The following is a 24932-nucleotide window of genomic DNA, read 5'->3' as shown; positions in this document are numbered from 1 at the left end:
GCAAGGATCGTTCGCAACATGATGGCCCTACCCGCAGAATAGAACCAGACAGGACACCGGGTTGGTTCGTACGACGGGGCATGATTTGCCCCTGAGAGGATGAAAGGCGTTTCTTCGATGGCCAGCTATTCTGCCAGCGGCACCGTGTCGGTTCGGCCCTATGTTACCGTGGAAAATGGTTCGGTCCAGCCATCGGATAATCAATGGACCGCGCGGCAGATACTGGTCGTTGCCACCTGTTTCATCCTTAACATGCTCGACGGCATGGACGTGCTCATCCTCTCTTACATTGCCCCGGCACTGTCGAGCGACTGGCAGGTCAGCCCCGAAAGCCTGGGCGTGGTGTTCAGCGCGGGGCTGGCGGGCATGGCCGCGGGCGGCCTGCTCATCGCCCCGCTCGCCGATCGATTCGGCCGGCGAAAACTGATCCTCGCCTCACTCATGATGATGACCGCCGCGATGTTCGGATCTGGCGTCGCGACATCCATTGGCGAACTGATCGCCAGCCGCTTCATTGTCGGCATCGGCATTGGCACGGTACTGGCCAGCATGGCCGCCCTGACCGCCGAATATGCTCCGGAAAGACACCGCACTTTTGCGGTCGGTTTTCTCCAGGCCGGCTATCCTGTCGGCGCAACGCTCACTGGTTTCATCGTCGCCAGCCATCTGCCGACCTATGGCTGGCAGGCAATGCTGCTTGGGGCGGCCATCCTTTGTGCCATCGCCATCCCGCTCGTCTGGCTTCTTCTCCCCGAATCCATCGCCTTCCTGCTGACCCGCCAACCCAAGGGAGCGCTGCAAAAAGCCAATAGGCTGCTCGCCTCGATTGGCCAACCGCAACTCGATATGCTTCCCCCACAGCATGTCAGCGAAGCGCGCCATGCTGGAGTTCGCGGCTTGCTGACCGAAGGCCGCGCCGCCAGCACCATCCTGCTCTGGTTGGCGATCACCTTCAGCTTCATGACCCTCTATTTCGTCATCAGCTGGATTCCCAAACTCGCGGTGGAAGCCGGCCTGCCGGCCAAGGACGCCATCTATGCCGGCGCGATATACAATGTCGGCGCGTTCATCGGCACTTCCTCAATCGGCCTTGTCGCCATGCGCTTCGACCTGCGCCGCCTGATCCTGATCTATATGGTGCTTGCCGCCGCTGCGCTGACCATCTTCGGATCGGTCGCAATGCCGCTCGCCGCGACGTTGGGCACTGCCTTCCTGATCGGCGTATTCGTGCAGGGCGGCTTCAACGGCTGCTATCCGCTCGCTGCCAGCCTCTATCCACCCGAAGCGCGCGGCACCGGTATCGGCTGGGCCATGGGTGTGGGCAGGATCGGCGCGGTCATCGGCCCGATGCTGGGTGGCTTTCTCCTCGCAGCCAAAGTGTCGCTGTCGATGATCTTCGGGATATTCGCGGTGCCCGTCGTACTGGCCGGGATCTGCGCCTCGCTCATCCGCTTGCCCAAGGCAGACTGACACCCTTCTCCCGTCAAGGACCATCATTATGTTGCAGCAACCCGTGTCCGATACGGGCCGACCCTTCGCATCTATTCTGTGCGGCCTGATCGGCAGCGGTATCGCCGGATCGCGCAGCCCGGAAATGCACGAAGGCGAAGCACGCGCGTTGGGTTTGCCCATGGTCTATCGCATCCTTGATGGCCAAGTGATGGGCTATGACCTCGACGGACTGCCTGGATTACTTAACATGCAGGCGGCCATGGGATTTAACGGTATCAACGTCACCCATCCGTTCAAGCAGGCCGTGATCCCGCTGCTCGACAGCCTGTCCGATGCGGCTCGCGCCCTGGGCGCTGTCAACACCATCCTGTTTCGCGACGGCAAGCGCCATGGCGACAATACGGACTGGTCGGGCTATCGCGCCCATTATCTGGCTGGCCTGGGGGAGCGACGCCGTTCAAAGATCGCACTGATCGGTGCGGGCGGCGCGGCGGCCGCGGTGGGCTATGCCCATCTTGACCTTGGCGCGCAGATATTGACGATCGTCGATCCCGCGCCGGACCGTTCCGCCGCGCTTGCCGATCGGTTAGGCGCGCTGTTCCCAGATGCACAGGTGATAACCGCCATGTCCGCCGCAGACGCCATACCAGGCGCAGACGGGATCGTGCAATGTTCGCCGATCGGGATGCTCAGCCATCCCGGCCTGCCCTTCGATCCTGCCCTGCTGACGCCCGATCAATGGGTGTCCGACATCATCTATTTCCCGCTGGAGACGCAGGTGCTTCAGGCCGCCGCGGCGAAGGGCTGCGCGACCTTGAACGGCGGTGGCATGGCAGTCATGCAGGCGGCCCATGCCTTTGCCCTGTTCACTGGGGTCGAGCCGGATGCAGCACGGATGCTTCGCAATTTCGCCCGCGCCTGCGACGCAAAGGTCACCGCATGATCGCCGACGCGCCGCCCGCCATCGTCGTTGCGCTACCCGTCGCGGACGCGACGCAATTGCAAGGGCCGCCCGCCGGTCCCCAGACGCCGCCGCCGCCCGTCGCAACGGACAAACCTGGTTGGCGCGCGCAGTTGCGTGACAAGGGCATCGACCTGACCTTCTCCTATGTCTCTGAAAGCACAACGTCCATCACCGGCGGGCGCGATGGCGGCGCGGCCTATACCCAACAATTGCTCGCCTCCGCCGCGATCGACACCGGCAAGGCGTTCGGCCTGAACGGTGGTAAGCTGATCGCCACGATCATCCACCGCAAGGGGGAGGATCTGACCGCAACGCGCCTCGGCAACCTGTTCGAGGTGCAGGAATTATTCGGTGGCGGGCAGGATCTGCGACCGGCGGAACTGAGCTACGAACAGAAGCTAAACGGTGGCAGAACCGCGCTGAAATTCGGCCTTTATCATACGGGCGATGACTTCGCGACCTTGCCTAGCGGCTGTCAGTTTCAGAATTTCGCCTTCTGCCCACGGCCCACCACGCTTTTCTACAATAGCGGCTTTTCAGGCTTTCCGATCCCGCGCTGGGGCCTGCGCGTCCGGCAGAATATCACGCCGAATCTGACCTTCACGGTTGCAGGGTTCGAAGTGAATGCCTTTCGCGCTCAAACCGGTGCGGGATGGAAGATCGCCCCGCGCTTCGACAGTTTCGTCCTGCCGGTGGAACTGGGTTGGAAAACGGGACAGCAGCCAGACGGATTGCCCGGCCTGTTCCGTATCGGGGGGCTGATCGACACGACGAACCGCGCCGATGTACGCGATGATGTGAATGGCGACAGCTATGCCCTGTCCGGCCTCGCTCCGGCGATGCGTCAGGAACGATGGAGCGCCTGGACTATGGCGGAAAAGATGATCATCCGTTTCGGACCGGGCGAAAGGGGCCTCAGTCTGTTCGGTACGTTCACATTATCGGATCACCATACCGCAAGGGTGCGCACCTTCGTCAGCGGCGGTTTCGTCGCGCGCGGTCTGTGGGACGATCGCCCGCGCGACAATTTCGGCCTCGGTCTCGTCTATGCAAGAGTCAATCCGCACATCACCGACCGTCAGCGCGATCAGGCGTGGTTGGGCCAGAATATCGCAGCCCAGACCTATGAGGTCAGCGGAGAAATATTCTACGGCTGGCAGGCAAGCCGCCAATTGTTGGTGCGGCCAAACCTGCAATATGTCCACCGTGTCGGGGCGACCAACATTTATCCCGACGCGCTGGTGGCGGGCGCGACGATCAAGGTCATACTGTAGGCGGCGGTTAGACTATCTGTTGTTTTGCAAAACCAGTCCGGGCAAAGGCGATATACAGCCTATGTGACGGTCATCGGCCCTTCTCCTACAGGATCGCCGCAGGTGTCGTTTCTGGTCGAAAGCGGTTTTGCGCCGTCAGTCGCACCCCGGCATTGGGCGCGCCAAAACCGGCATAGCCCTCGGCCCGCTGGACGAATTCGAAGAAGAACAGCTTATCGAAGGCGCGACTGTACATCTGCCAGAAGCCTGCACCATCAACATCCTCGTCATAAAGAATGCCAAATTCGGCCATGCGCGCGATCAACTCAGGTTCGAAGCCGAAGCGGGCGGCGAGATCATCATAATAGTTGGAAGGTATGTCCAGCATTGCCGCCTCCCGGTCCCGCAACGCTTCCGCAGTCGCAAATATATCGTCGGTCGTCAGCGCGACATGCTGATATCCGCCGCCGATACCATGGTCGAGAAAACGGGAGGACAAAGTTTCGCGCGCATCCGATGCGTTGATCGTCACCCGGAAAGCCCCATCGTCCGATTGCAGCGCTTGGCTATGGACCAGACCGGAAGGGTCGATCACATCCTGCGCTGCGCGCGCCTCCAGCCCGAACAGCGCCCGCCAGTAAAGCTGCCAGGACATAAATTCGTCATTATGAACCACGGCGGCCAGATGATCGATGCCGCGCACATCCGACCCGACTTCGCCATCGTCTACGCGCGCAACCTGGAATTCGCGCGCCCACAATCCTTCCACCTCATCCGCGTCGATCAGGTAGACCAGGCTGCCGCCGACACCCCGCAAAGCCGGCATGGCCAGACGGCCTGGCCGCCCTTCTGGACTATAGGCCTTGATTCCCAGCGCCGCCGCGCGCGTCAGCACGGCGGCCTTGTCCTTTACTCGTATCCCAATCGCGCAGATCGCCGTCCCCTGGGCCGCGTGATAAGCGGCGGCAAACCCCTTGGGTTCAGCGTTGATGACGAGATTGACGCCACCCTGCCGCCAGCGCGTCACTTTTTTGTGTCGGTGCTGGCCAACCGGGGTAAAGCCCAACGCGGCGAAACTACGACCCAGTCGCGCGACATCGCTGCCATCGGCAGTGAACTCGACAAACTCGGCGCCCAATACCGGCTGTGGCGCAGGCATGTCGGTCGGCTGGTCTATCAGACGCTTGGCTGCATCACGCACATAGTCAAGCGAACGGCACCCATCCTCCGCCACCATTCGAGCGGCATTGGAGCGAAAGCGGTCGTTGAAAATTTCCAGACTCAACGGCCCGTCATAGCCGGTGCGCAGTATCTCCGCGACATAACCCACTATATCCAGCCCACCCTGGCCCGGCAAGTTACGGAAATGACGGCTCCAATAAAGCAGGTCCATCTCCAGCAGCGGCGCGTCGGCCAATTGGACGAAGGCGATCTTGTCGCCAGTTATATCACGGATGCTTTCGCTCGGGATCTTGCGAGATAGCGAATGAAAGCTGTCGAGGATGATGCCGATATTAGGATGGTCGACGGCCTTCACGATCGCCCAGGCATCGCGATGATCGTTCACATGCTGCCCCCAGGCCAATGCTTCATAGCCCACGATTATGTCGCGCTCCTGCGCGATAGAGCCCAGTTCGTGGAAATCATCCACAATTTGCTGACGGTCGCCCAGCGCGCCAACATGACAGTTGGAACAGAACAGGACACGATCTGCGCCAAGTGCATCCATCAAGTCGAACTTGGCATGCGCCCGATCAAAGGCCCGGCGGCGCAGATCGCCCGGCATTCCTTCGAAATCTCGGAATGGCTGGTAGAGCAGGCAGGCGAGGCCCAGATCGTCCAGCATGGCGCGTACATCACGCGGCGCAAGCATGGACCCAACCAGATCATTCTCGAAAATCTCGACGCCAGCGAATCCGGCAGCAGCCGCAGCCTTCAACTTCTCTTCCAACGTCCCTCGAAGCGATACAGTGGCAATTGCGTTCCGGGATCGGACGGGGGACATGGCAACTCCTTGACGATGTATCCTAAAACCGGATGGAGCCGATTTCAGCACACAGGCCATAAAATGAAGTCGCCATATTCGCCCTTATGTCCTGTTCGGCAATCTGGCCGATCTGCGCGGGACATAGCTTGAGGTTATAGCAGGTGAGAACTGCTCGCTGATCCCATAGATGATCTAGCGCCTATGGTTCGTGATATCGGTCAACTTGATGGGCTGCGCACGGCTACCCAGAATGGACAAAGCCTCAAGGGAAGGAAAGCCGTTCGATCAACTCAACGACCAACAACGGATTTTACAGTCCTTCGGCCTCGACCCAATGCGCACCGGTGATGTGCCGCGCAAGAGTCCATACCTGTCGCCGGATATCCGGCACCGCGACGATTTCCCAATGCGCACCGCGCGTCATAGGACCAACCACAAACAACCGATTCTGTGCCGATCCGCTGCGCGCTATCGCACGGCACTGCTGGTCTACATCAATGCCGATGGTCAACTGATCGGGACGGATCGCGCCGCGCAGGAAAAGATTTTGCAACAGCGGATCGCTCGTCCGGCGCAGGTCGCCAAGTGGGCCTGTACAATTGACCACGCGGGCAACTGTAAGCCGTTCGGTCCCCTCCTTTCCGCGATCGCCTATATCGACCGCGATCGCGCCGTTTTGGAGCGAGGCCGTCTTTATCTTCGCAGCGCGTATGTCCAGCCTTCCTTGTTCCTGCATCGCCTTAAGCCGTGAAGCGACAGGTGGTGCGATGCGATGACGGTGGACGTCCCAATAGGGACGCAGATGGCGAAGGAAGCGCTCACGTTCGGCAAGCGATGCGGCGCGCCACATGTCGGGCGTGAACGGACGCAGTTCATCGACCGCATTGCGCCAGCCGATCTCGTCCGCACGGCGGCGCACGCTGCGTACCCGCATGGACAGACTCCCTTGCGGTCGCTCCCGGCACGACGCAAAGGGCGGCGTCGGCGCGTGACTTTGCGGTGCCAGCCCCCGCCGCGATAGCGCAATGATCCGCCCCTTGAAGCCAGCGCTGTCCAGGCTGAGCGCACAATCTACCGCCGTTAGCCCGCTACCCAACAACAAAATACTATCCGTGTCGGTCAATCCCTCGGCCAGATCTGCGGCCGATGGATCATCCGCATAAGCAGGGCGATGGAGACCAGCCAGTGCGGGCAGGCCATGGGGTGGCAAATTGCCTGGCGCAATGATGACGCTGTCTGCTGCGACGATCTTCCCCGAAAGCAATTCCAGCCGCACGCCATCCCGGTCGAGCCTCAAATCAATTGCCTCGTCACTCAGAACGGTCAGCCGGTTTCCCGCAAGGCGACGCGCGTCTTCCAGCATCGCGCAAAGATAGGCACCATAATCGCGGCGCGTTGCAAAACTGCTTTCCTGTCCGAGGCATTGCCGCGTCAGCCAGTCAACAAAATGACCGGGCTGATCGGGAGGCGCTCATATTGGCGGCGCGCACATTAAGGATATGCTCCGCTTGCGCGGCACCATAGGCAAGCCCGCGCCCCAGTCGATTCAAATCACGTTCGATGACCGTCACGTTAAGGGCACCGTAGCGCAGCAGGTTTATCGCCATAAGCGTACCGCTGAAACCACCGCCTACGATAGCGGCATGATCGACCTTCATCATGGATCAAGCATTTCTAATATTAGCCACAACAATGCTTGTGAGACTTATCTCTACTGATGAAATAGATAAAGACTTTATCCGTACCGATGAAGGACGAACATGGCTTTGTTGCATTTTTTGGGAGCGAGCTGGCAACGCATTCGCGAGGCGACACGTCGCGAATTTCTGCGCGATCCCAACGTGATCCTGTTCGAGCGTGGCGTCGAGCCAGGTCAGAGGGGCGAGGCGAGGCGCTGATATGTGGCCGAGACGCCAATTTCTGGGTGCCGGGGCAGCGGCCGGCCTGATGCTCGCCAGCTGTTGTCGCGGCCAGCGTGGTCGGCTCCGGTTGCGTGTGTCCATTACGGGCAAGGGCGAAGGTGACACACGCCTTCTGTTCAAGGCGGCAGGGATCAGACCGGAAGGCTTCGATCTGCATTATAGCGAATTTCAGTCCGGTCATCTGGTGATAGAGGCGCTGAATGGCGGCTCGCTCGACTATGGCGGCATGAGCGAAATGCCGCCCATCTTTGCAGCCGCTTCCACCATACAAAGCTTCCGCGAGATCGCCATCGCCCATGGCGACCAGCAAGATCGGTTTGGTTGGGACGCTCACCACCTCTTATAATGATCCGTTCAATCTTGCGCGTCGCTTCGCATCGCTCGACCTTATCAGCAAGGGCCGTGCAGGCTGGAATGTCGTCACCAGCGGCGATGCCGGGACAGCGGGCAATTTCAGTCAGCCCGAACATTTCGACTATGATACGCGCTATCGTCGCGCGGTCGAATTTCTCGACGTAGCACGCAGCCTGTGGTCCTCATGGGAGGATGGCGCGCTGATACGCGATCGCGCGACCGGCCAGTTTCTCGATCCCGGCAAGCTGCACCGGCTGGATCATCGGGGCGAATTCTTCCAGGTCGTGGGGCCACTCAATATCCAGCGGTCACCCCAGGGCGAACCGGTCATCTTCCAGGCAGGCGACAGCGACCAGGGACGCCATCTCGGTGCCTCCATCGCTGATGCGATCTTCACCCACGCAGCGACGATCGAACAGGGGTAAGCCTTCTACGCGGATCTCAAAGGCCGGGCTGCGCGCCGGGACCGTGATCCCGACCAGATCGTCATCCTGCCCGGCTTTTCGGTCATCGTTGGCGACACTGACGATCAGACGCGGGACATTGAACGTCACTATCAGTCGCTCGACCAGAGTTTCGATCAGGCGCTGGCCGAATTCGGTCGCCCGTTCGGCTGGCATGACTTCCGCCGCTACGATTCCGACGCCGCCTTCCCGATCGAGTCGCTCGAATATGCCAAGAGCAGCTTCTATACGCAGGCCAAGAAGATCACTGATCTGGCCATCGGCGAAGGGTTGGCGCTTCGCCAGACGGTCGAGCGTTTGCGCGCCGGGCGCGGCAGTCCTTTTGTCGGGTCGGCACAGACGGTCGCCGATGAAATATAACGTTGGTTCGAAGGACGGGCGCTTGATGGTGTGAATGTTCATCTGGGTCACCCCAGCCAGTTTGACCGTTTCGTGAGCGAAGTCGTGCCTATCCTTCAGGATCGCGATCTCTTCCGGCGCGATTACGAGGCCGACACGCTGCGCGGGCATCTTGGCCTGGCTGTTCCGGTAGGGCGCGCAGCAACCGTACCGAAACGCCGCAAAGCAGCCTGATTTGGTGCATCTATGAAAATTTTTCGTTCTCCGTCCCGCAACTCTCATTGGCCCTCTCACCTCTCAATCGCCAATAAGCAGGGAATTGCAGGAAGGAGATCAATATGGCGACGATCCTCAAGGACACACTCGAAGCGCGGTTCGCTGCGTTACAGGCTGAGCGGGCGCGCAGTTGGACGGCCGCGCAACTGGAGGGCAATGCCCGGCAGCGGCAAGTCCTGCTTGACCGGTTCGATCCTGCCGCTTTGGCGCAGGTTGGTGACATCCTCCCGCCCCTTGCCTTCGAAGGGGTCGATGGTGAAACGCTCGACATCGACGCGTTGACCGTCAATGGCTCCGCATTGTTCATCTTCTTCCGCTTTGCCGGCTGCCCGGCCTGCAACATTGCTTTGCCCTATTATGCTGAGGCGCTCGTCCCGGCATTGCGCGGCAGAGATATTCCCCTGGTTGCTCTTAGCCCGCAGACGCCAGAACGGCTTACCAACATCAAGAGGCGGCACAACTTGCCCTTCGCTGTCGCGACAGACAAAGACAACCGCCTCGCCCGACAGATTGGTATCGCATTTCGGCCCGACGATCGCCCATCGCCCCCGCCGTCCGGCTGGATCGGCGAAGTGACTGGCACGGGCACATGGGAACTGCCGCAGCCGGCCGTGTTGCTGGTTGGGCTTGGCCGAGTCGTGTAATGGCTTCATGTCAGTCCAGACTGGCTGGACCGGCCAGAAGCTGAGTAAATCATTGCACAGATCGACGCGTTAGGGCCAGAATCTGCTTAAAAAGCTCATCGGCACGGACAACCCGGCATAAGCTCGGCAGTCGAGGTTACGGAACCATGCGTCGATATATTTGGCGGCCTGCGTGCCATAACTCATGTGTAAACTATGCTCGTACATGTCGAGGGCGAGGATTGGGACGCCAGCGGCCGCACGATGCATATGGTCCCAGGCTTCAATGATTGTGCGGCTAGCGGATCCAAACCGCGTTTGATATTGTTTGTTGCAGTGCCAGGCTATCGCTCAGTCCACGTTCCGCCGTTTTTTACAGCACCTCTGAGCGGCTCCACGATCGCCGCTATGTCGCGATGCCCCTCGCCTGCCGCATCCGCCTCCAAGAAACGTTGCTGTGCAGCCTGGGCAATGGCGGAAACAATGCCGACATCGGCCAGCGCCTGCGCAGCATAGCCCAAATCCTTGGCCATCAACGGCACCAGAAAATGGGGCGCATAGTCGCGATCGAGCATCCTGCGGCCAACGCCCTTCACCATCGGGCTGGCGGGCGCCCCCTCGAACAGGATGGACATCGCCTGCTCCACATCTAGGCCATGTTTTTCGAACAGGCTGATCGCTTCGGCGAGGCTGGCGGCCTGGACGCCGCACAGGAAGTTGTTGGCAATCTTGACCGTCGCCGCGCTGCCGACCGGGCCGAGATGGACGACCGCACTCCCCATAGCGTCGAAGGCCAGGCGAGCGGCGTCGATCGTATCGGCGTCGCCGCCGACGAGGAAGCGGAGCATGCCCTGCGCCGCTTGGTCGCGGCTGCCCGTGACCGGGGCTTCGATGAAGCGCACCCCGTGTGCGACGGCTTCCCGCGCAAGTTCGAACACCCAGTCGCCGGTCAGGGTGCTGGATTCGATCGCGATCGCGCCCTGCTCCATGGCGGTGAGCGCACCGTCCTCGCCGGTCCAGACAATCCGCGATACTTCATCATTGGCCAGCATAGCCATGACGATCGCTGCGCCGGTCGCCGCGTCGGCTGGCGTCTCGGCGATCCGCGCACCGGCTTCACCCAGTGCCCCGGCTTTTTCGCGGCTGCGATTCCACACCGTCACGTCGAACCCGGCGGTAAGCAACTGCCGGGCCATGCCGGAACCCATTATGCCCAGTCCCAGAACGGCGATTTTCATGTTCGTCATCCGATCACCTTAAAGCGCGAGAGAGCAGCCTCGTCGATTTCGAGGCCCAGACCGGGGAGGTTGTCGTCCAGATCGATATAGCCGTCCACCGCCTGCGGTTCGCCCTTGAAAATATACCAGAAGAGTTCGTTGCCAACCTCGACATCGACCATCGGGAAATATTCGGCGATAGGGCTGTTCAGACTGGCCATCACAACATGATAATTGTGCATCTGCCCGGCATGGGGGACGACGGGGATGGAATAGGCTTCGGCCAGCGCCTGAATTTTGCGCGCCGCGGTGATGCCGCCGACGCGGTTGGTATCGAACTGGAAATAGTCGAGCGCCTTGGCTTCGATCATCTGGCGGAAGCCGTAGCTGGTGAACTCATGCTCGCCCGCGGCGATCGGCGTGGTGCCGAAGCGGCGCAATTCGTGATAGCCATTGATGTCGTCTGGGATGATCGCTTCTTCCAGCCAGCGCAGGTTGAAGGGTTCGATCAGGCGCATCATGCGTTTGGCATAGTCCAGGCTCCAGCCCATATAAGCGTCGGCCATGATGTCGATCTCATCGCCCACCGTTTCGCGCACGGTTCGGATCAGTTCGACGTTGCGGGCCATGCCCGCCGCGCCGTCGATCGGCCCCCAGCCAAAGCGCAGCTTCATCGCCTTATAGCCCTGCTCCTTGTAGGCGGCGGCTTCACGCGCCAGTTCGTCCAGGGGGATCGAATAGAGACGGCTGGCATAGACCGGAATCTTCGCCTTCGTGCGCCCGCCCAGCAGGCGGAAGACCGGCTGTTTCGCGGATTTTCCCATCAAGTCCCAGATCGCAATGTCGAGCGCAGAAATGGCGACCAAAGCCACGCCCTTGCGGCCGAAGGCCATGGTCTTGCGGTACATATGCTGCCACAGAAACTCGCTGTCCCATGGGTCCTGGCCGATCAGCAACGGAGCGAGATACTGGTCGATCATTTGCTTGGTGACGAGCGGCGCGAGCGCTGCGTTGCCGATGCCCACCAACCCCTGATCGGTGAAAATTTCTACGATCAGCCAGCCATGGAAGGTGAAGGTTCCCATGGTCTCTGGCGAGAGCATGGGGGACACAAGGTCCATGGGATTGGTACAGAAATGCGGCGGCAGCGTTACGGTGTCGCCTTCCCATTGGACGACGCGTGTGCGGACTTCGGTGATTTTCAAGGAACGGCCTTTCGAGTGAAGGTGAGACGGGAAATGCAGGGGATGGACAGGCAGATCAGCGCGAAGGCGATCAGGTGCAGGGTGGCCGCCACGGTCAGGACGGGGGTGTAGCCAAGCCCAGCATCGAGCGCCCAGCCCGCCGCCTGTCCCATGACGATGCCACCAAATGCGCCGCCCAAGCCGACCAGCCCGGCGAGGCGGCCGAGCGCGCTGCGCGGGGCGAGGTCGGTCGGCAGGGTCATGACGAGGGTGGACCAGCTTTGCTGTCCGAAGAATGCGAGGCTGAAAATGGCAATTATAACGGCGACCGACGCGGTCATGGGCGCAAGCATGACCCAGGGCATACAGGCGGCGCTCAGGGCTAGTGCGATCTTGCGCGCGGCGTCGACGGAGCGACCCGACGAGAGAAGACGGCTCGATAGCCAGCCGCCGCACAGGCTTCCGACGCCGGAGGCGGCATAGGGTATCCAGCCGATCGTCGCGGCCTGTTTTAGGTCGAAGCCATGCACTTCGAACAGATATTTGGGTAGCCAGAAGAGGTAGAAATACCAGGCTCCGTCGCTCAGGAACTTGGCGGCGACCAGGCCGCGCACTTCGCGGCGCGCCAGCAACATAGCGATGGTCGGGGCGAGGCCGTCCGCTTCGTGGGTGTCGGTGTCGAGAGCCGGTGGCGTGCGATAGGTCGCGAACCACCAGAGCGCCCAGGCGAGACCGAAGCCGCCGGTGATGAAGAAAACCCAGCGCCAGCTCGACAGGCCGAACCAGTCGCCATAAGCCAATATGCCTGCAATCAGCGGCGGGGCGATCACTGCGCCGACGGCCGTCCCGGCATTGACGAGGCCCATGGCGGCGGCACGGCGTTCCGGCGGGAACCATTCGGCGATGGCGCGAGTGGCGGCGGGGAAGCCCCCGCCCTCCCCTACGCCCAGCAGTAACCGACTGACCACCAGCGCCACAATGCCACCGGCAAGCCCATGACTGGCGCAGGCGAGCGACCAGAAGATCATGATCGCCAAAAAGCCGCGCCGCGTGCCGACCCGGTCGAGCAGCCAACCGCCGCCTAGATACATGATGCCGTATGTGGCGAGGAAGGCGGAATCGAGAATGGCCTTGGTCTGGTTGCCGATCGCAATGTCGGCCTCGATATATTTGATCGCCCAGGGCAGCGTCTGGCGATCAAGATAGCTGATGGCGATCGCGACGGTGATCATCGCCGCGATCGCCCAGCGTCCTGCGTAAGACCGCGCCTCCGCCCGCTTCATGGTCTCCACCACCTTGTCCTTACTGGCCGTCGATGACGATCAGGGCGACGCCCTGTCGCGGCAGGCGCAGGTCGATGCTGGCGGCATTGCTTTGACCCTTCGTCACGCGCAGCTTTTCCGGTTGCATGACCGATGCGGCTTCCAGCAGCTTATACTGGTCCTGATCGGGGGACTGGGGCGATCCCATTGTCTTCCAGGCGGAAAAGGCGTTGGCATGATCCCCATCGACCCGCCACAGGTTCGCCTGCGCAGGCTTGCCCTTGATGCCGTTCAGGCTGAGCGTGATCTGCGCATCCGGTCCGGCGACGTCGTCGTCATGATAGTGCCAGACAAGGAGCGCGACCTTGCCGTCGGTAGTGCGCGTGGCGATCGAACCGATGTCGGCATCCCCCTGCACGCCACTTTTCATCAGCACATCCAGCGGCACCTGGGCATCGTTTGTAGTAGCCAGCTTCGTTTCGCCCAGTTGCGCGAACAGGCGGAAAACGTTCAGCACCGGCAGGTCAACGCCGTTGGTCGATAGCTGGCGATAGCCGGCGAACCAGGGCTGGTCCTCGAATTCGAAGGACCAGGAAACGACGCCTTCCAGATTGACCTTCCGCTTCTCGGCCAGTTCCCAGATGCGCGCGAAGCTGGCGGCGGTGTAGCTGGAATACATGGTGCCGTTGCGATAGGCATTTTGTGGGCCGGGGCAGGCTGCGCAGCCTTCGGGGTCGCTTTCCCCGATTACGACCGGCTTATTGGCAAGCGACGGGATCGACAGTATCTTGGTGAAGCCACCATCGGTTTCGCGCAGATGGGTGGCTATGCCCATGCGGACATGGCCATCGACAAAGGTCGGTCGCCCCTTGGCATGGAAGGACAGGAAGTCAGTGGGCGTGCCGGTCTGGCCGGTCGCATAATTTCTGCCTGACGACACATGTTTCAGGAAGCCATCCATGAAGGTGCCACCCGGCCCGGCTACGTCCGGTCCGCCAACGCGCGCGGTCGGCAACGCTTTGCGGACCGCCGCGATCGCATAGTCATGCAGCTTGTAGAATTCTTCGGGACTGGCGCTCCAGTAGAAGGCGCTGTTCGGTTCGTTCCAGACCTCGAAATACCATTTTTCGACCTCGGCCCGGCCATAGCGTTCGATATTGTGCAGCGTCCATTGATGGACCAGTTCCGCCCATTTCTCATAATCCTTGGGCGGATAGGTCCAGCCCGTCGCGATCAGATTATAGGCAAAGCCCGGACGCCAGCTATGGCGATAAGGCGTGCCAGCCGGGGCATTCGCCATCGCTTCGGGGGTGAAACCGATCTGGAGATAGGGACGGATACCCTGTTCCAGATAGGCATCGATGATGCCGTCGACGATGGCCCAGTTATAGACCGGCTTGCCGTCCTTTGTCTCCATATAGGCGTTGGTGCTGCCCCATTTGAAGGCGGCCGTGCCGTCACCGCTGCTCAGCAGATTATGCGCGCGGAAATAGACCTGCCCCTTTTTCAGTTCGCCCAGTTCGACGAGCAATTTGCGACCGTCCTTCATCGTCGCATAATTGGGTTCGTCCGCACCGAAGAAGCGCCAGACCGGGGGCAGCTTGCCCACCGGCTTGGCCGCATCGACGCTGATCGTGACCTGTCTGGCTTCCTGCGCATGGGCCGCATTGGGCAGCGCCATCAGCACTGACAGCGAAGCGATCACCCTGGAAATCGTCATATGGCATCCTCTCGATAGGAACATCAGATTTTCGCCCGGAACCCGACGGCGAAGGTGCGCGTGTAAAGAACGGTGTCGCGCGGGTAGAGGCCGGGGTCGTTGAACGAGGTCTGGTAGAGATTTTTGAGTATATTGGTCGCATCGGCGACGATCGTGAAGTTGGGATTGAGTTCATAGGAGATGGACAGGTCGAGATTGCTGATCTGGCCGTTGGTGATGAAGTTGGGATTGACCCCGGTGAAATGCAGGCCCGCATTATATTTGTCGCGCCAGACATAGGAGGCGCGGGCCGAAAAGCCGCCCGTTTCGTATATCAAAGTGCCTGTCGCGGAATATTTCGACACATTCTGGAACGGGATGTCCAGAAAGCCGATAACGCCTGGCAGCGGCGACAGCGCCTTGTTCTTACCCTTGATATAGGTGCCGTTGGCGCTGACGCCGATTCCGTCGAGCCAGGTCGGCAGTCCTTTGGGGAAGACCGTGAAACCGCCCTCAATGCCCTCCAGCTTGCCCGACCCCGAATTTTCCGGCCGGGTAATCTGATAGACGCCATTGTCCACGCCCAGATAGTCGATGTCGAAATTGCTGGTCACCGACTGAATGAAGCCGGTGACGTCGCGGCGGAAGATCGTCGCGGTGATCGAGCTGGAACGATCAATATACCATTCGAGCGACAGGTCGTAATTGTCCGACCGGACCGGCCTCAGGTCCGCATTGCCGCTGGAGCCGCGACCGAATGGCTGTTGCCCCGGCACTGGCGGGGTCAGGGTCAGCGCGGGATTGAGCTGGGCGAAGCTGGGGCGGGTGATCGTCTTGCTGGCGGCAAAGCGCAGGAAGAGATTGTCCTTGAGCTTATAGCGCAGCGCCAGGCTGGGGAGGATATCGGTGCTCTTGTTGCGGATGGTGACCGGCGACGTTGCGCCGCGCAGGACCAGGAAGGCGTTGGACGTGATGTCGGTGCGGATGACACGGACGCCGATCTGGCCGTCCAGTCGGCCGACATCTACATTGGCCTGGCCATAGCCGGCATAGTTTTTTTCCTCGATGTCGAAATGCTGGGTATCCTGGAAGGCCGGGTCGCCTAGAGCGAGGCCGAACAACTGGCGCAGAGATCCTATATTGTTCAGCAGATAATCGGTGGTCGGGGTCGCCCATTGACGCACGAATTGGCGGGTGCCGGTATAAAAGTCGCCTGGCGTTACCGTTATCAGGCCGGGCAGGCTCGCCGCCTTGATGCTGTTGCACCGGACCGCGCCAGTTGCGGAGCAGTTGATGGTCTGGGTGAAGCTGTCCGATTTGGCGTCGCGCTTGCTGAGACGGATGCCCGCGTCGAGGCCGGAGAAGATGAGGAAAGGCGTCCGGTAGGACAGGTCGCCACGCCAGGCCAATTCCCTGCCGTCGCCGACCGTGCGGGTGGTGGACAGACGCGAGAGATAATAGCGCGACGGATCGGCGATGTCGTCATTAGGCAGGGTGAAACGGGGTGCGCCCGAACCATCGTTGAATACCGCGTCGGTGCGCGAGGCGATGAAGTCGATATCCAGATTATTGCCGATGTCGGTGGCCTTGGACCGGGTATAGGAAAATTCGGTCGATGCTTCCCAGTCGCCGCTGGTCCAGTCGGCACCTAGCGCCCCCTGCCAACGGTCCGCCTTATTCTGATAGGCTCCGCCGAAATTGGCGACACGGCCATTGGCGATGCTGAGCGACTGGACCAGCTTGGTGTCGTCGACGAATACCAGCGGTGCGAGCAAAGCGCCGTTCACCGACGTGAAATTCTGGTTGCTGTTGCCGCGTTCGCGATAGCCGTAAAACAAGCCGTCGGCATGGATAGTCAGCCGATCGTCGGGCGCCCATTGCAGCGTCGCGTTGACCGCCGGGCGAGTTCGGGTGCCGATCCGGTCGAAGGCACCGATGACGTCGGTGCGGAATACTTTCGGATCAGCCGCACTGGTGCCACGCGGGTCGAGCGGAACGCCGGGCGTGTAGGGCGCGCGGCTGTTATCGAGATTATAGCCGAAATAGCCGCCGCTATAGATGGTTTGGTCGCGATAGCGGGTCTTGTGGTAGGAGACACTCACGAGTGCGCCAATCTCGCCGATGCCAGTCGACCAGCGGTTGCTGATGAGCGCGCTGGCATAAGGATCGATCCTGTCGGGCTGCTCACTATAGACTTCGCGACCTGCCAACGCGAATTCAAATCCCTTGAAGTCGAAGGGCCGTCGCGTGCGGACATTGATGAGGCCGGCAATGCCGCCTTCCAGCTGTTCGGCCGAGCGCGATTTGTAGACGTCAACGCCCGCGACCAGATCCGCCGGAACGTCCGCCAGCGAAAGCGAGCGACCGGTGGTGCTGAAGATGTTGCGGCCGTTGACCAGCGTCACAACGTCGGGAAGGCCACGGATCAACACGGTGGCGGATTCGCCGCGGGCGCGGGGCGACACCTGGATGCCGGGCACGCGCTGGAGCGCCTCCACCACATTATTGTCGGGCAGCTTGCCGATATCCTCGGCCACGACGGAATCGACCAGTTGCTGCGCGTTGCGCTTGATGTTCTGGGCCGACGACAGGCTGGCGCGCATCCCGGTGACGATGATGTCGCCATCGCTCGCACTCCCGGCCGCCTGACCAGCGCCGGTCTGGGCCGCCGCCGCTTGCGCCGCCGCCAACGCGAACAGCGAGATGGACAGTTGCACGCCATATTTCATTGAAGCATCCCCTTTGAGTCGTTTTTTATTTCTCATACTAGATGACGTGTGTTGAGGCGGGTTTCAAGCCATAATTTGACGGAGTAATTGCATGATGCAAAAATTCTGTCTTTTTCCTCATACCAATTATATGGACTTAGCCGATCGATCTTGACGACCAAGGCAGTATGGGCGAGCAAGGCGGGATGATGCAAGACGACGACCACCCCCTTTCCCGCCCGTCCAATCCCCCACAACGGGCAGTGCATGACCGGATCGCCCATGATCTGGGGATTGCTATCGTTGGTGGCCGTTATCAGCCAGGCGACATCCTGCCGGGCGAGGAACGATATAGCGCTGAACAGGGGGTATCGCGCACCGCCTATCGCGAGGCCGTCCGCGTCCTTTCCGCCAAGGGGCTGGTCTATAGCCGAACCAAGAGCGGCACCCGCATCAACGATAGACTGCGGTGGAACATGCTGGATCTCGACGTGCTCGCATGGATGTTCGAGGCTGGACCGACGCCGCAATTCCTGCGGGACATATTCGAACTGCGCGTGGTGGTGGAACCGGCGGCCGCTCAATTCGCGGCGCTGCGACGCGACGGGCAGGACATTTCGCGCATGGGCCATGCTCTGGAAGAAATGCGCCGTTTCGGACTGCAAACCTTTGAGGGGCGCGCCGCGGACCAAAGCTTCCATCGACTAATCTTGCTCGCAACGCGCAACGAATCGCTCACTACCCTGGCAACGTCGGTTACGGCGGTGGTTGCCTGGACCACCCGCTTCGCACGCGACGAGCGCAAGGAATCCCGAGATCCGATGCCAGACCATGACGCCGTGTTCGACGCGATCATGCGCGGCGACGGTGAGGAAGCCCGGTTGAAGATGCTCGCACTGATCCGCAACGCGTCCGCCGATGCTGGCATGTCTTAGGTCGCGTTGATCTATTTCTCATACTAAATTAGGAGTTGAGGATCGGGCAGCGGTTGCGTGGTCGCGCGTTGTTTCAGCAAATGAGGATCGGCGTCGAAGGCGGAACGCCGGCAGAATCTAGCTAAGGCATTGATCTAGAGCGGTTTGTAAGCCCGCGCCGCCCTATAGATCGGCGTCGATCGAGACCCCTTCGTAAGTCATATTATCCCTTTTTATCAGTCATTTATTCGCAGAATGAGGGGATCCCGCATTCGACACCGATCCTCAGTCATATCCTGCTATGCCTACCTGGCGGCAGCTATGTTCTGGGCTCGATGTACTCGCATCGCAAACTCTATGGCCATTTCGCCAAGGCCGTCGGGTGCGATGCCCTGATCGTCGATTATCGCCGCGCACCGGAAAATTCCCATCCAGGTCCCGTCGAGGATGCTGTCGCCGCCTATCACTGGCTGCTCGACCGGGCTTTTGATCGTTCCTGCATCGCGTTTGTGGGAGATTCTGCCGGGCGCGCGCTGGTGCTATCGGGAATGCTGAGTGCACGGGATCGCAATATGCCTCTGCCTGCGGCAGGAATGGCGATGGCACCCTATCTTGATACAGAAGCGAAGGGCGAATCCTACACAAGCAATGCCCAGCGTGATCGCCTCGGTTCCCGCGATGCCACGCTCCAGTTCATCGCGCTGCTGCTGGGACCCGACGGCGATCGCCATGATCCAACGGCTAATCCGCTGCATGCCGATCTGACGGGCCTCCCTCCGATCTTGATCCAGGTCGGCGGCGACGACGTTCTTCTCGACGACAGTCATGCTTTGGCCACAAAGGCGCGTGCCGTTGGCATCGAAACGACGTTAGAGATCTATCCAGATGAGCAACATGTGTTTCAGTTCATGGCAGGAGAAGCTCCAACCGCCGACGCAGCGATTGAACGCGCGTCGCACTGGCTCCGCCGAATGCTCGACCTTTCCTAGTCCACAATCGCAGTTTTGATTTTTAAGCATCGCGCCATTATTTACTACACACCGGCCACTTTTATTCGCCAGCCCAGGGCCTTGAATCACAAATCAAGCAGGAAAAATCCAAAATATTCAAAATTCAATTTTCATAATCTAAACAACAAATTTATTCATAAGATAATCTATTTGGCAATTATCAAATTTTAATATTTTGCGAAAATATTCTTCGATTGATTCATGCTGAATATATATAGATTTGAACATTTCATTGAGATATTGCTCTTCTACCGACAAACTTATTCTCAGGGTTTCTTCGCTCAGATCATCCCCTAGATGCGCGCGCACGCTATAGCCAAATGAAGCGATGCGGTCGTTCAAATCCCCTGCCTCATTAGTTAGAAGATAGTCGGCGAATATATCGCCGATCTCCACCCCAATGATTTTGTGGAACAGCGCAACGGCTATACCCGTCCTGTCCTTTCCGGCGGCACAATGCACCAATGTCGCCCCATCAGTTTCGATCAACGCTGAAAAATAGAGACGAAGGCAATTAATTTGCTCTGGTTTGAAAGGACTGATTCTATAATATTCCAAGAGGCGCGCACGGACCATTTGCGGTGTAGCGGCAACGTCCATAATTGCCTCATGGGGTGGACGGGCATGAATATAGCTATCAGAAAATAGAATTTTTGCCCGACTGGAGACGCTGTAGCGATTGGGCTTTGCAACGCGCTCATCCAGACTGCGCAAATCGATCATAGCCTTGAGAGCCAAGTCGTCAACGAGTGCCAGGTCAGATGTGGTGGCTTTGGAATGTTCACCCGAACGAAAGAGCATGGCAGGTCTTAAACGGCCACCGCCTCGAACCGTATAGCCGCCATAATCTCGGAAATTATGAATGCGCTTTGTCGGCAAAATATGCTTGTTCTGTGACATGCGGCTCATCTATGCGATTGCTGCGGCAGGGCGGTTCATACCCTGGCCCTGTTGCACTACCATCGATCGAGTGAATGACCCAATCGACGTCCATAGCTTTTAGGGGATGCTGCCCGGCCGAGCGCATATGCACGCACGGCCAAGGGCAGCACATCCTCTCGCCTCACCTAGAAAGATGTGATGACGCTGCGGGCGATGGATCCTCCTTTGAGTTCCTCATAGGCCTCATTGATGTCGGCCAAGTTGATCTCGCGCGAAATCAGATCGTCCAGGTTGAGTTTTCCTTCCAGATAGAGCCGGGCATACATCGGTATGTCATGCTTGATATTGGATGACCCCATATAAACGCCGCGCAGATCGACCTGATTGGTCAGCAAGTCGACCGTCACATTGACGTCGATCGTGCTGGTCGGCGCATGGACCCCGATCAGATAGGCGCCGCCACCCTTGCGAACCATCTTGATTGCCTGTTCAGACGTCGCCTTGATGCCGACCACTTCGAACGCATGGTCCACGCCGCCGGGGATCAGCGCTTGGAGCGCGGCAACGCTGTCGCCCGCCGACGCATCGATGAAATCAGTGGCCCCGAACCGGCGCGCCAGTTCCTCCTTCTTGGGCTGCCTGTCGATCGCCACGATCCGCGCGGCCCCGGCCAGTTGCGCGCCCGAAATCACGTTCAGCCCAACGCCGCCGATGCCAATGACCGCAACCGTATCGCCCGGCCGGACCGACGCCGTGTTGATCGCCGCGCCAGCGCCGGTGATCGTGCCACAACCCAGCAGGGACGCTTGAGCGAAGGGCAGTTCCTTGGGCACGATGGCCAGCTGATTTTCATGCACCAGCGCACGTTCGGCAAAGGCGCCGGTGCCGAACACCTGGGCCACGCCCTCGCCATTACGGGTCAGGCGGTGGGCGTGTGCGGGATCGTCGCGCAGCGTTTCTTCCGGATGGGTGCATTGATAGGTCTTGCCGCCGATGCAAGCGCGGCAATGGCCACAAAACTGGATCAGCGACCCCACCACATGATCGCCCACGGCAAATTCGCGCACTTCCGGGCCAATCGCCAGGACGACACCGGCCAGTTCATGCCCCAGCACGGCGGGCAACGGCACGCCGAAATCCTGCTCGGCAAAATGCAGGTCGGAATGGCACAGGCCCGACGCCTTGACCTCGACCAGAACCTCGCGCCCGCGCGGCGTGTCGATGTCGATATTCTCGATCTGGAACGTGCCATCGAGCGCGTTGAGTATGGCGGCCTTCATCATAATCTCCTTGGGGAAAGGTCAAGCGGGGTGAGAGGGGGTCAGGCAATCGATCAGCGCGGTCATGTCATCGACCTGCTCCATATCGCGGCACAGCGCGACGAGCCGGTCGAGCTTGACCTGTGGCAAGGCTATCGCTGCAAAGGGCGCGCAACGGGCCAGCTTGTCGGCCAGATCATCCCACGTCATCGGATTGCGGCTATGCCCCTTCACATAGGGCGTGACATGGGCGAAGCGGCGACCGTCCTGCATGGTGATCGCGACGCTGAACCCTTCAAACTGATCGACATGATCGGGATCGCACAGGATATGCACCCGCTGCATCAGCGCGCGGCGGTCATCATCCATCATCAGGTCGGCGTGCAAATCCTGAAGGAAAAAGCCGCCCGTCATCGCCGCCGTCGCAATTGTATAGGGCGCGCTGAACATGGCTTGCGCAACGGTGCCCGGGTTCCATTTTGCGGCGGCAGGTTCGAACGTCATGCGCGGACTAGTGCTGCCAATACAATCGATCCGGTCGATATCGCGCCAGTCCAGCCCTTCGCCCTGCATGATCGTGGCAGTGCTGGCGATGAAACTATGCGTGAACTTGCACGCCGAATAGGGCTTCATCGAACGCCCCTCTGCCAGTTGCCAGCGCGTGCCCAGCCCGTCGGTCAGCAATTCGGGCCGCACATCGTCCCACGCGATATGGCGCAATATGCCGCTTGGTACGCCCTGAAAGATACCGCGCGGGGCCGTCACTCCGCGCCGCGTCAGCAACGCGGCCTTGACCGCCGTATCGCCCGCAAAACTATGCTGGACCCGCGCCATCTGCGTGCCTTCGGAATATTTATTATATTCCGACATGCCATGGACAGTATAGGCCATGCCCATCGCGTTCCATGTCTCGTCCGCATCCATGCCCAGGATGCGCGCGACCGACGCGGCGGCGCAGAGCGGGCCGTTCCATTCGCCCGGCATCCCCCAATTAGTGTGATAACGGACAAGGTTCAGCGCAGCGCTCGCACGCACGCCCACTTCCGCGCCGGTCACATAAGCGGTCAGGAAATCGCGCCCGCTGACCGGCCCCGGCGCGATGCCCAGGACGGACAGCATCGCCGGGACATTCCATTCGGTGACATGGCCGCCGGTTTCATGGACATCACCCATATCGATGGCGCGGGCCATTACCCCATTGGCAAACGCGGCGATGGGCGCAGGAACCGCATGGCCATGCACCAGCACCCGCGCCTGCGGCGTCCCGCCCCATTCCGCTACCTGATCGGCGATGGCGGGCGCAACTTCCCAGCCGGATCCTGCGATAGTGACGGCCAGCGTATCCAGAATCGCGCGCTTGGCCAGGTCGATAACGTCGGCGGGAATATCCTCATAACGGGTATGCGCCACCATCTGCGCCAACAATCCTGCGGGATCATCCTGTGGCAGGACCGGGCTTTCATGCTTCATCGGGTCATCATCTCCGCAATGCCGGGCAATTCATGCCGGTCAGGGTCAAGCCCGGTCGCCGCAAACCATGTCCGCTCGCGCGTCGCCTGCCTCTCGCCATAGGTCAGCACCGCGTCCCAGAGTTCGGGGGCCAGCGGAAACTGCCCATCCTCGCCCAGGATGATGCGGTCGATTAAACCGCCCAGCGCAACGATGCCATGTTCCACGGTGGCCAGATCACCCCCCTCTATCGCGTCGGCCGACATGATCGCCGCCGCCAGTTCATCGGCGTAGAACGGGTCGACCGACGCCTGCATAGCCTTGGCCAGCGCGATCATCGCGTGAAACGACCCGTTCTCGAACGCGGCGGCCCAGCGCCATTGTTCGCCGATCATCCGCAGATGGCCGATACACAGGTTGATCTGGTCCCTGGCGAGCCGTTCGCGCGGCATGAGCGCGGGCAGGATGACCTGCTCCAGCGCCTTTATAACATTGGCGATGCGCAGATCGATACTGGGTAACATCGCTCAAGTCCTCCGTATCAACTGTATGATGTCGTTCAGGAATACAGCCCCGGCAGATCCCAGCCAGGTCAGCACCACCTCCTGATGATTATTGCTGGCGACCGATGCGCGCATCGCCTGCCCCAGGTCCATGACCGCGCATTTATAGGCGTTGAGCACCTCATAATAATGGAGCCGGGCCGGATCGATCCGGTTGCCCGACGCCGTTTGATAGCGGCTGATGAAATCTTCGCGGGTCAGCAGGCCGCTGACCAGAAAACGACCATCGTCGCCCCACGCGCCAAATAGTTTCTGCATGGTCCAGGCAATGTCTTCGTGGAAATCGCCGATATGGGCCAGTTCCCAGTCCAGCACGGCGGTGAACTGGCCACTGTGTTCCTCGAACATGAAATTGCCCATGCGCAAATCGCCATGGACCAGCATCGCCGCGTCGCACACCGGCGCATGTTCGCGCAGCCAGCGTTCGGCCAGCGTCACCACCGGCACCGGCTCGACCAAGCAGTCCCACCAGACCTGCGACCACCAGTTGACCTGCCAGATCGCCGCCTGGTTACTGTTGGCGCGGGGTGCATCGAAATAGCGCAGATGCGCGCGCGACCAGTCGAACCGATGCGTCTTTGCCAGCGCGTCGATATATTGCGGTGCCAGCCGGTCGATCAAACTGCCCAGACGCCCGCCCATACCCGACACGCCCGCCGCGCCGCCTTCGCTGGGCTGAGTCACGCCGCGCACAAATTCCAGAATGACGGCGGGCTGCCCCAGCAAATCGCCATCGGCGTCGAACCAGCGCACCAGCGCAACCGGCATATGATGGCCCATGATCCGCTGGATCTCACCCTCCCGCCCCCGGCAGGTCTGGGCGATCGCCTCCAGCGGGTCCATGCGCAGCACCAGCCGTTCAGGATGCACGCTGGCCCTGTGGTGCAGGGTGAAGGCGAACTGTTCCTTGGACGCGCCGCCCGACATGCGTTCGACATCGCTGATCGCGATCTCCTCCAACCCCTTGGCCGCAAAGAAGCCGGTGAGCATCGCGGTGACCTGCGCATCGGACTTGGGGCGATAGGGACCGGTAGAGCGCAAGCGGACGGTGCGTTCCAATATGTGCCGGATGCGCGACTCCATTTCGGAGCGATCCCATATGTCCACGTCGCTGTCGCGAACGCGCCGGGTTTCCATGGCGGCCTCCTCCA

Annotated in this window: 22 protein-coding genes and 1 pseudogene; 9 read left to right on the top strand and 14 right to left on the bottom strand. The window is 60.5% G+C overall.

Annotated elements, in window-relative coordinates; translation table 11 throughout:
• Positions 1-117: 117 nt before the first annotated feature.
• The 3 genes from SPBM01_RS14590 to SPBM01_RS14580 are packed head-to-tail and all read left to right on the top strand — an operon-like array spanning position 118 to position 3690.
• Positions 118-1470, top strand: a complete 1353-nt coding sequence (locus tag SPBM01_RS14590; RefSeq protein ID WP_188062340.1) for an MFS transporter — start codon at positions 118-120, stop codon at positions 1468-1470.
• Positions 1471-1498: 28 nt separating this feature from the next.
• Positions 1499-2395: a shikimate dehydrogenase gene (locus SPBM01_RS14585; RefSeq protein ID WP_188062339.1), complete on the top strand. Its 897-nt coding sequence runs from the start codon at positions 1499-1501 to the stop codon at positions 2393-2395.
• The gene (locus tag SPBM01_RS14580) at positions 2392-3690 is read left to right on the top strand and encodes a carbohydrate porin (RefSeq protein ID WP_188062338.1); all 1299 of its coding nucleotides are present in this window, start codon (positions 2392-2394) and stop codon (positions 3688-3690) included. Before SPBM01_RS14585 ends, SPBM01_RS14580 begins: the two co-directional genes overlap by 4 nt.
• 85 nt (positions 3691-3775) lie before the next feature.
• Here the strand turns inward: SPBM01_RS14580 and SPBM01_RS14575 are convergent, their stop codons facing one another.
• Positions 3776-5674, bottom strand: a complete 1899-nt coding sequence (locus tag SPBM01_RS14575) for a bifunctional sugar phosphate isomerase/epimerase/4-hydroxyphenylpyruvate dioxygenase family protein (protein ID WP_188062337.1) — start codon at positions 5672-5674, stop codon at positions 3776-3778.
• A 292-nt stretch (positions 5675-5966) separates the two neighbouring features.
• A pseudogene (locus SPBM01_RS14570) lies at positions 5967-7263 on the bottom strand (FAD/NAD(P)-binding protein).
• A 153-nt stretch (positions 7264-7416) separates the two neighbouring features.
• Between SPBM01_RS14570 and SPBM01_RS14565 the strand changes: the two are divergent.
• The 3 genes from SPBM01_RS14565 to SPBM01_RS22195 are packed head-to-tail and all read left to right on the top strand — an operon-like array spanning position 7417 to position 8357.
• The gene (locus SPBM01_RS14565) at positions 7417-7554 is read left to right on the top strand and encodes a hypothetical protein (protein WP_188062335.1); all 138 of its coding nucleotides are present in this window, start codon (positions 7417-7419) and stop codon (positions 7552-7554) included.
• Position 7555: 1 nt separating this feature from the next.
• Complete coding sequence (locus tag SPBM01_RS14560) at positions 7556-7924, top strand: hypothetical protein (RefSeq protein ID WP_262504182.1); 369 nt, start codon at positions 7556-7558, stop codon at positions 7922-7924.
• A complete protein-coding gene (locus tag SPBM01_RS22195; RefSeq protein WP_223177706.1) occupies positions 7875-8357 on the top strand; it encodes an LLM class flavin-dependent oxidoreductase in 483 nt (160 codons plus the stop codon). The genes SPBM01_RS14560 and SPBM01_RS22195 overlap by 50 nt, the downstream gene beginning before the upstream one ends.
• Here SPBM01_RS22195 and SPBM01_RS22190 read toward each other — a convergent pair.
• Positions 8241-8906 (bottom strand): hypothetical protein, encoded by a 666-nt coding sequence (locus tag SPBM01_RS22190; RefSeq protein WP_410483001.1) that lies wholly within the window; start codon positions 8904-8906, stop codon positions 8241-8243. The genes SPBM01_RS22195 and SPBM01_RS22190 overlap by 117 nt on opposite strands.
• A gap of 167 nt (positions 8907-9073) precedes the next feature.
• Between SPBM01_RS22190 and SPBM01_RS14550 the strand changes: the two genes are divergently transcribed.
• Positions 9074-9655 carry a peroxiredoxin-like family protein gene (locus SPBM01_RS14550; RefSeq protein WP_188062334.1) on the top strand — a complete coding sequence of 194 codons (582 nt, stop codon included), beginning with the start codon at positions 9074-9076 and terminating at the stop codon, positions 9653-9655.
• A 69-nt stretch (positions 9656-9724) separates the two neighbouring features.
• Here the strand turns inward: SPBM01_RS14550 and SPBM01_RS14545 are convergent, their stop codons facing one another.
• From SPBM01_RS14545 to SPBM01_RS14520, 6 genes are all read right to left on the bottom strand, one after another.
• Positions 9725-9904, bottom strand: coding sequence for a Fe-Mn family superoxide dismutase (locus tag SPBM01_RS14545; RefSeq protein WP_188062333.1), 180 nt, complete (start codon positions 9902-9904; stop codon positions 9725-9727).
• Between the two features lie 74 nt (positions 9905-9978).
• Complete coding sequence (locus SPBM01_RS14540; protein WP_262504180.1) at positions 9979-10881, bottom strand: NAD(P)-dependent oxidoreductase; 903 nt, start codon at positions 10879-10881, stop codon at positions 9979-9981.
• Positions 10878-12056, bottom strand: coding sequence for an L-rhamnonate dehydratase (locus SPBM01_RS14535; protein WP_188062332.1), 1179 nt, complete (start codon positions 12054-12056; stop codon positions 10878-10880). The genes SPBM01_RS14540 and SPBM01_RS14535 overlap by 4 nt, the downstream gene beginning before the upstream one ends.
• A complete protein-coding gene (locus SPBM01_RS14530) occupies positions 12053-13318 on the bottom strand; it encodes an MFS transporter (RefSeq protein ID WP_262504445.1) in 1266 nt (421 codons plus the stop codon). Before SPBM01_RS14530 ends, SPBM01_RS14535 begins: the two co-directional genes overlap by 4 nt.
• Before the next feature lie 19 nt (positions 13319-13337).
• Positions 13338-15017, bottom strand: a complete 1680-nt coding sequence (locus tag SPBM01_RS14525; protein WP_188062331.1) for a GH39 family glycosyl hydrolase — start codon at positions 15015-15017, stop codon at positions 13338-13340.
• A gap of 23 nt (positions 15018-15040) precedes the next feature.
• Positions 15041-17725, bottom strand: coding sequence for a TonB-dependent receptor (locus tag SPBM01_RS14520; protein ID WP_188062330.1), 2685 nt, complete (start codon positions 17723-17725; stop codon positions 15041-15043).
• Positions 17726-17910: 185 nt separating this feature from the next.
• On the opposite strand from SPBM01_RS14520, the gene SPBM01_RS14515 reads away from it, so the two are divergent.
• Entirely contained in the window at positions 17911-18639 is a 729-nt protein-coding gene (locus SPBM01_RS14515) for a FadR/GntR family transcriptional regulator (protein ID WP_188062329.1), read from the top strand.
• A gap of 314 nt (positions 18640-18953) precedes the next feature.
• Complete coding sequence (locus SPBM01_RS14510; RefSeq protein WP_188062328.1) at positions 18954-19607, top strand: alpha/beta hydrolase; 654 nt, start codon at positions 18954-18956, stop codon at positions 19605-19607.
• A gap of 138 nt (positions 19608-19745) precedes the next feature.
• Here the strand turns inward: SPBM01_RS14510 and SPBM01_RS14505 are convergent, their stop codons facing one another.
• The 5 genes from SPBM01_RS14505 to SPBM01_RS14485 form a co-directional block, all read right to left on the bottom strand.
• Positions 19746-20528: a tyrosine-protein phosphatase gene (locus tag SPBM01_RS14505; RefSeq protein WP_223177705.1), complete on the bottom strand. Its 783-nt coding sequence runs from the start codon at positions 20526-20528 to the stop codon at positions 19746-19748.
• 167 nt (positions 20529-20695) lie between these two features.
• Positions 20696-21793 carry a Zn-dependent alcohol dehydrogenase gene (locus SPBM01_RS14500; protein ID WP_262504179.1) on the bottom strand — a complete coding sequence of 366 codons (1098 nt, stop codon included), beginning with the start codon at positions 21791-21793 and terminating at the stop codon, positions 20696-20698.
• A gap of 18 nt (positions 21794-21811) precedes the next feature.
• Positions 21812-23239: an MmgE/PrpD family protein gene (locus SPBM01_RS14495; protein WP_188062326.1), complete on the bottom strand. Its 1428-nt coding sequence runs from the start codon at positions 23237-23239 to the stop codon at positions 21812-21814.
• A complete protein-coding gene (locus SPBM01_RS14490) occupies positions 23236-23742 on the bottom strand; it encodes a hypothetical protein (protein WP_188062325.1) in 507 nt (168 codons plus the stop codon). Before SPBM01_RS14490 ends, SPBM01_RS14495 begins: the two co-directional genes overlap by 4 nt.
• Positions 23743-23745: 3 nt before the next feature.
• Positions 23746-24918 (bottom strand): phosphotransferase family protein, encoded by a 1173-nt coding sequence (locus SPBM01_RS14485; protein ID WP_262504178.1) that lies wholly within the window; start codon positions 24916-24918, stop codon positions 23746-23748.
• Between the last annotated feature and the right edge of the window lie 14 nt (positions 24919-24932).

The sequence above is a fragment of the Sphingobium sp. KCTC 72723 genome (assembly GCF_014280435.1).
GTDB lineage: Bacteria > Pseudomonadota > Alphaproteobacteria > Sphingomonadales > Sphingomonadaceae > Sphingobium.
The sequence above is the reverse complement of the archived record's forward strand: the minus strand, read 5'-3'. Positions and strand labels throughout refer to the sequence as shown.

What these genes read in the sequence shown, in the direction of transcription:
- SPBM01_RS22190 (WP_410483001.1), bottom strand. Translation starts at nt 8,906, where the DNA reads ATGCCCGCGCAGCGTGTCGGCCTCGTAATCGCGCCGGAAGAGATCGCG.
- SPBM01_RS22195 (WP_223177706.1), top strand. Translation starts at nt 7,875, where the DNA reads ATGGCGACCAGCAAGATCGGTTTGGTTGGGACGCTCACCACCTCTTAT.
- SPBM01_RS14565 (WP_188062335.1), top strand. Translation starts at nt 7,417, where the DNA reads ATGGCTTTGTTGCATTTTTTGGGAGCGAGCTGGCAACGCATTCGCGAG.
- SPBM01_RS14485 (WP_262504178.1), bottom strand. Translation starts at nt 24,918, where the DNA reads ATGGAAACCCGGCGCGTTCGCGACAGCGACGTGGACATATGGGATCGC.
- SPBM01_RS14590 (WP_188062340.1), top strand. Translation starts at nt 118, where the DNA reads ATGGCCAGCTATTCTGCCAGCGGCACCGTGTCGGTTCGGCCCTATGTT.
- SPBM01_RS14575 (WP_188062337.1), bottom strand. Translation starts at nt 5,674, where the DNA reads ATGTCCCCCGTCCGATCCCGGAACGCAATTGCCACTGTATCGCTTCGA.
- SPBM01_RS14545 (WP_188062333.1), bottom strand. Translation starts at nt 9,904, where the DNA reads ATGCATCGTGCGGCCGCTGGCGTCCCAATCCTCGCCCTCGACATGTAC.
- SPBM01_RS14510 (WP_188062328.1), top strand. Translation starts at nt 18,954, where the DNA reads ATGTACTCGCATCGCAAACTCTATGGCCATTTCGCCAAGGCCGTCGGG.
- SPBM01_RS14585 (WP_188062339.1), top strand. Translation starts at nt 1,499, where the DNA reads ATGTTGCAGCAACCCGTGTCCGATACGGGCCGACCCTTCGCATCTATT.
- SPBM01_RS14515 (WP_188062329.1), top strand. Translation starts at nt 17,911, where the DNA reads ATGATGCAAGACGACGACCACCCCCTTTCCCGCCCGTCCAATCCCCCA.
- SPBM01_RS14490 (WP_188062325.1), bottom strand. Translation starts at nt 23,742, where the DNA reads ATGTTACCCAGTATCGATCTGCGCATCGCCAATGTTATAAAGGCGCTG.
- SPBM01_RS14530 (WP_262504445.1), bottom strand. Translation starts at nt 13,318, where the DNA reads ATGAAGCGGGCGGAGGCGCGGTCTTACGCAGGACGCTGGGCGATCGCG.
- SPBM01_RS14525 (WP_188062331.1), bottom strand. Translation starts at nt 15,017, where the DNA reads ATGACGATTTCCAGGGTGATCGCTTCGCTGTCAGTGCTGATGGCGCTG.
- SPBM01_RS14540 (WP_262504180.1), bottom strand. Translation starts at nt 10,881, where the DNA reads ATGACGAACATGAAAATCGCCGTTCTGGGACTGGGCATAATGGGTTCC.
- SPBM01_RS14560 (WP_262504182.1), top strand. Translation starts at nt 7,556, where the DNA reads ATGTGGCCGAGACGCCAATTTCTGGGTGCCGGGGCAGCGGCCGGCCTG.
- SPBM01_RS14580 (WP_188062338.1), top strand. Translation starts at nt 2,392, where the DNA reads ATGATCGCCGACGCGCCGCCCGCCATCGTCGTTGCGCTACCCGTCGCG.
- SPBM01_RS14505 (WP_223177705.1), bottom strand. Translation starts at nt 20,528, where the DNA reads ATGTCACAGAACAAGCATATTTTGCCGACAAAGCGCATTCATAATTTC.
- SPBM01_RS14495 (WP_188062326.1), bottom strand. Translation starts at nt 23,239, where the DNA reads ATGAAGCATGAAAGCCCGGTCCTGCCACAGGATGATCCCGCAGGATTG.
- SPBM01_RS14520 (WP_188062330.1), bottom strand. Translation starts at nt 17,725, where the DNA reads ATGAAATATGGCGTGCAACTGTCCATCTCGCTGTTCGCGTTGGCGGCG.
- SPBM01_RS14550 (WP_188062334.1), top strand. Translation starts at nt 9,074, where the DNA reads ATGGCGACGATCCTCAAGGACACACTCGAAGCGCGGTTCGCTGCGTTA.
- SPBM01_RS14500 (WP_262504179.1), bottom strand. Translation starts at nt 21,793, where the DNA reads ATGATGAAGGCCGCCATACTCAACGCGCTCGATGGCACGTTCCAGATC.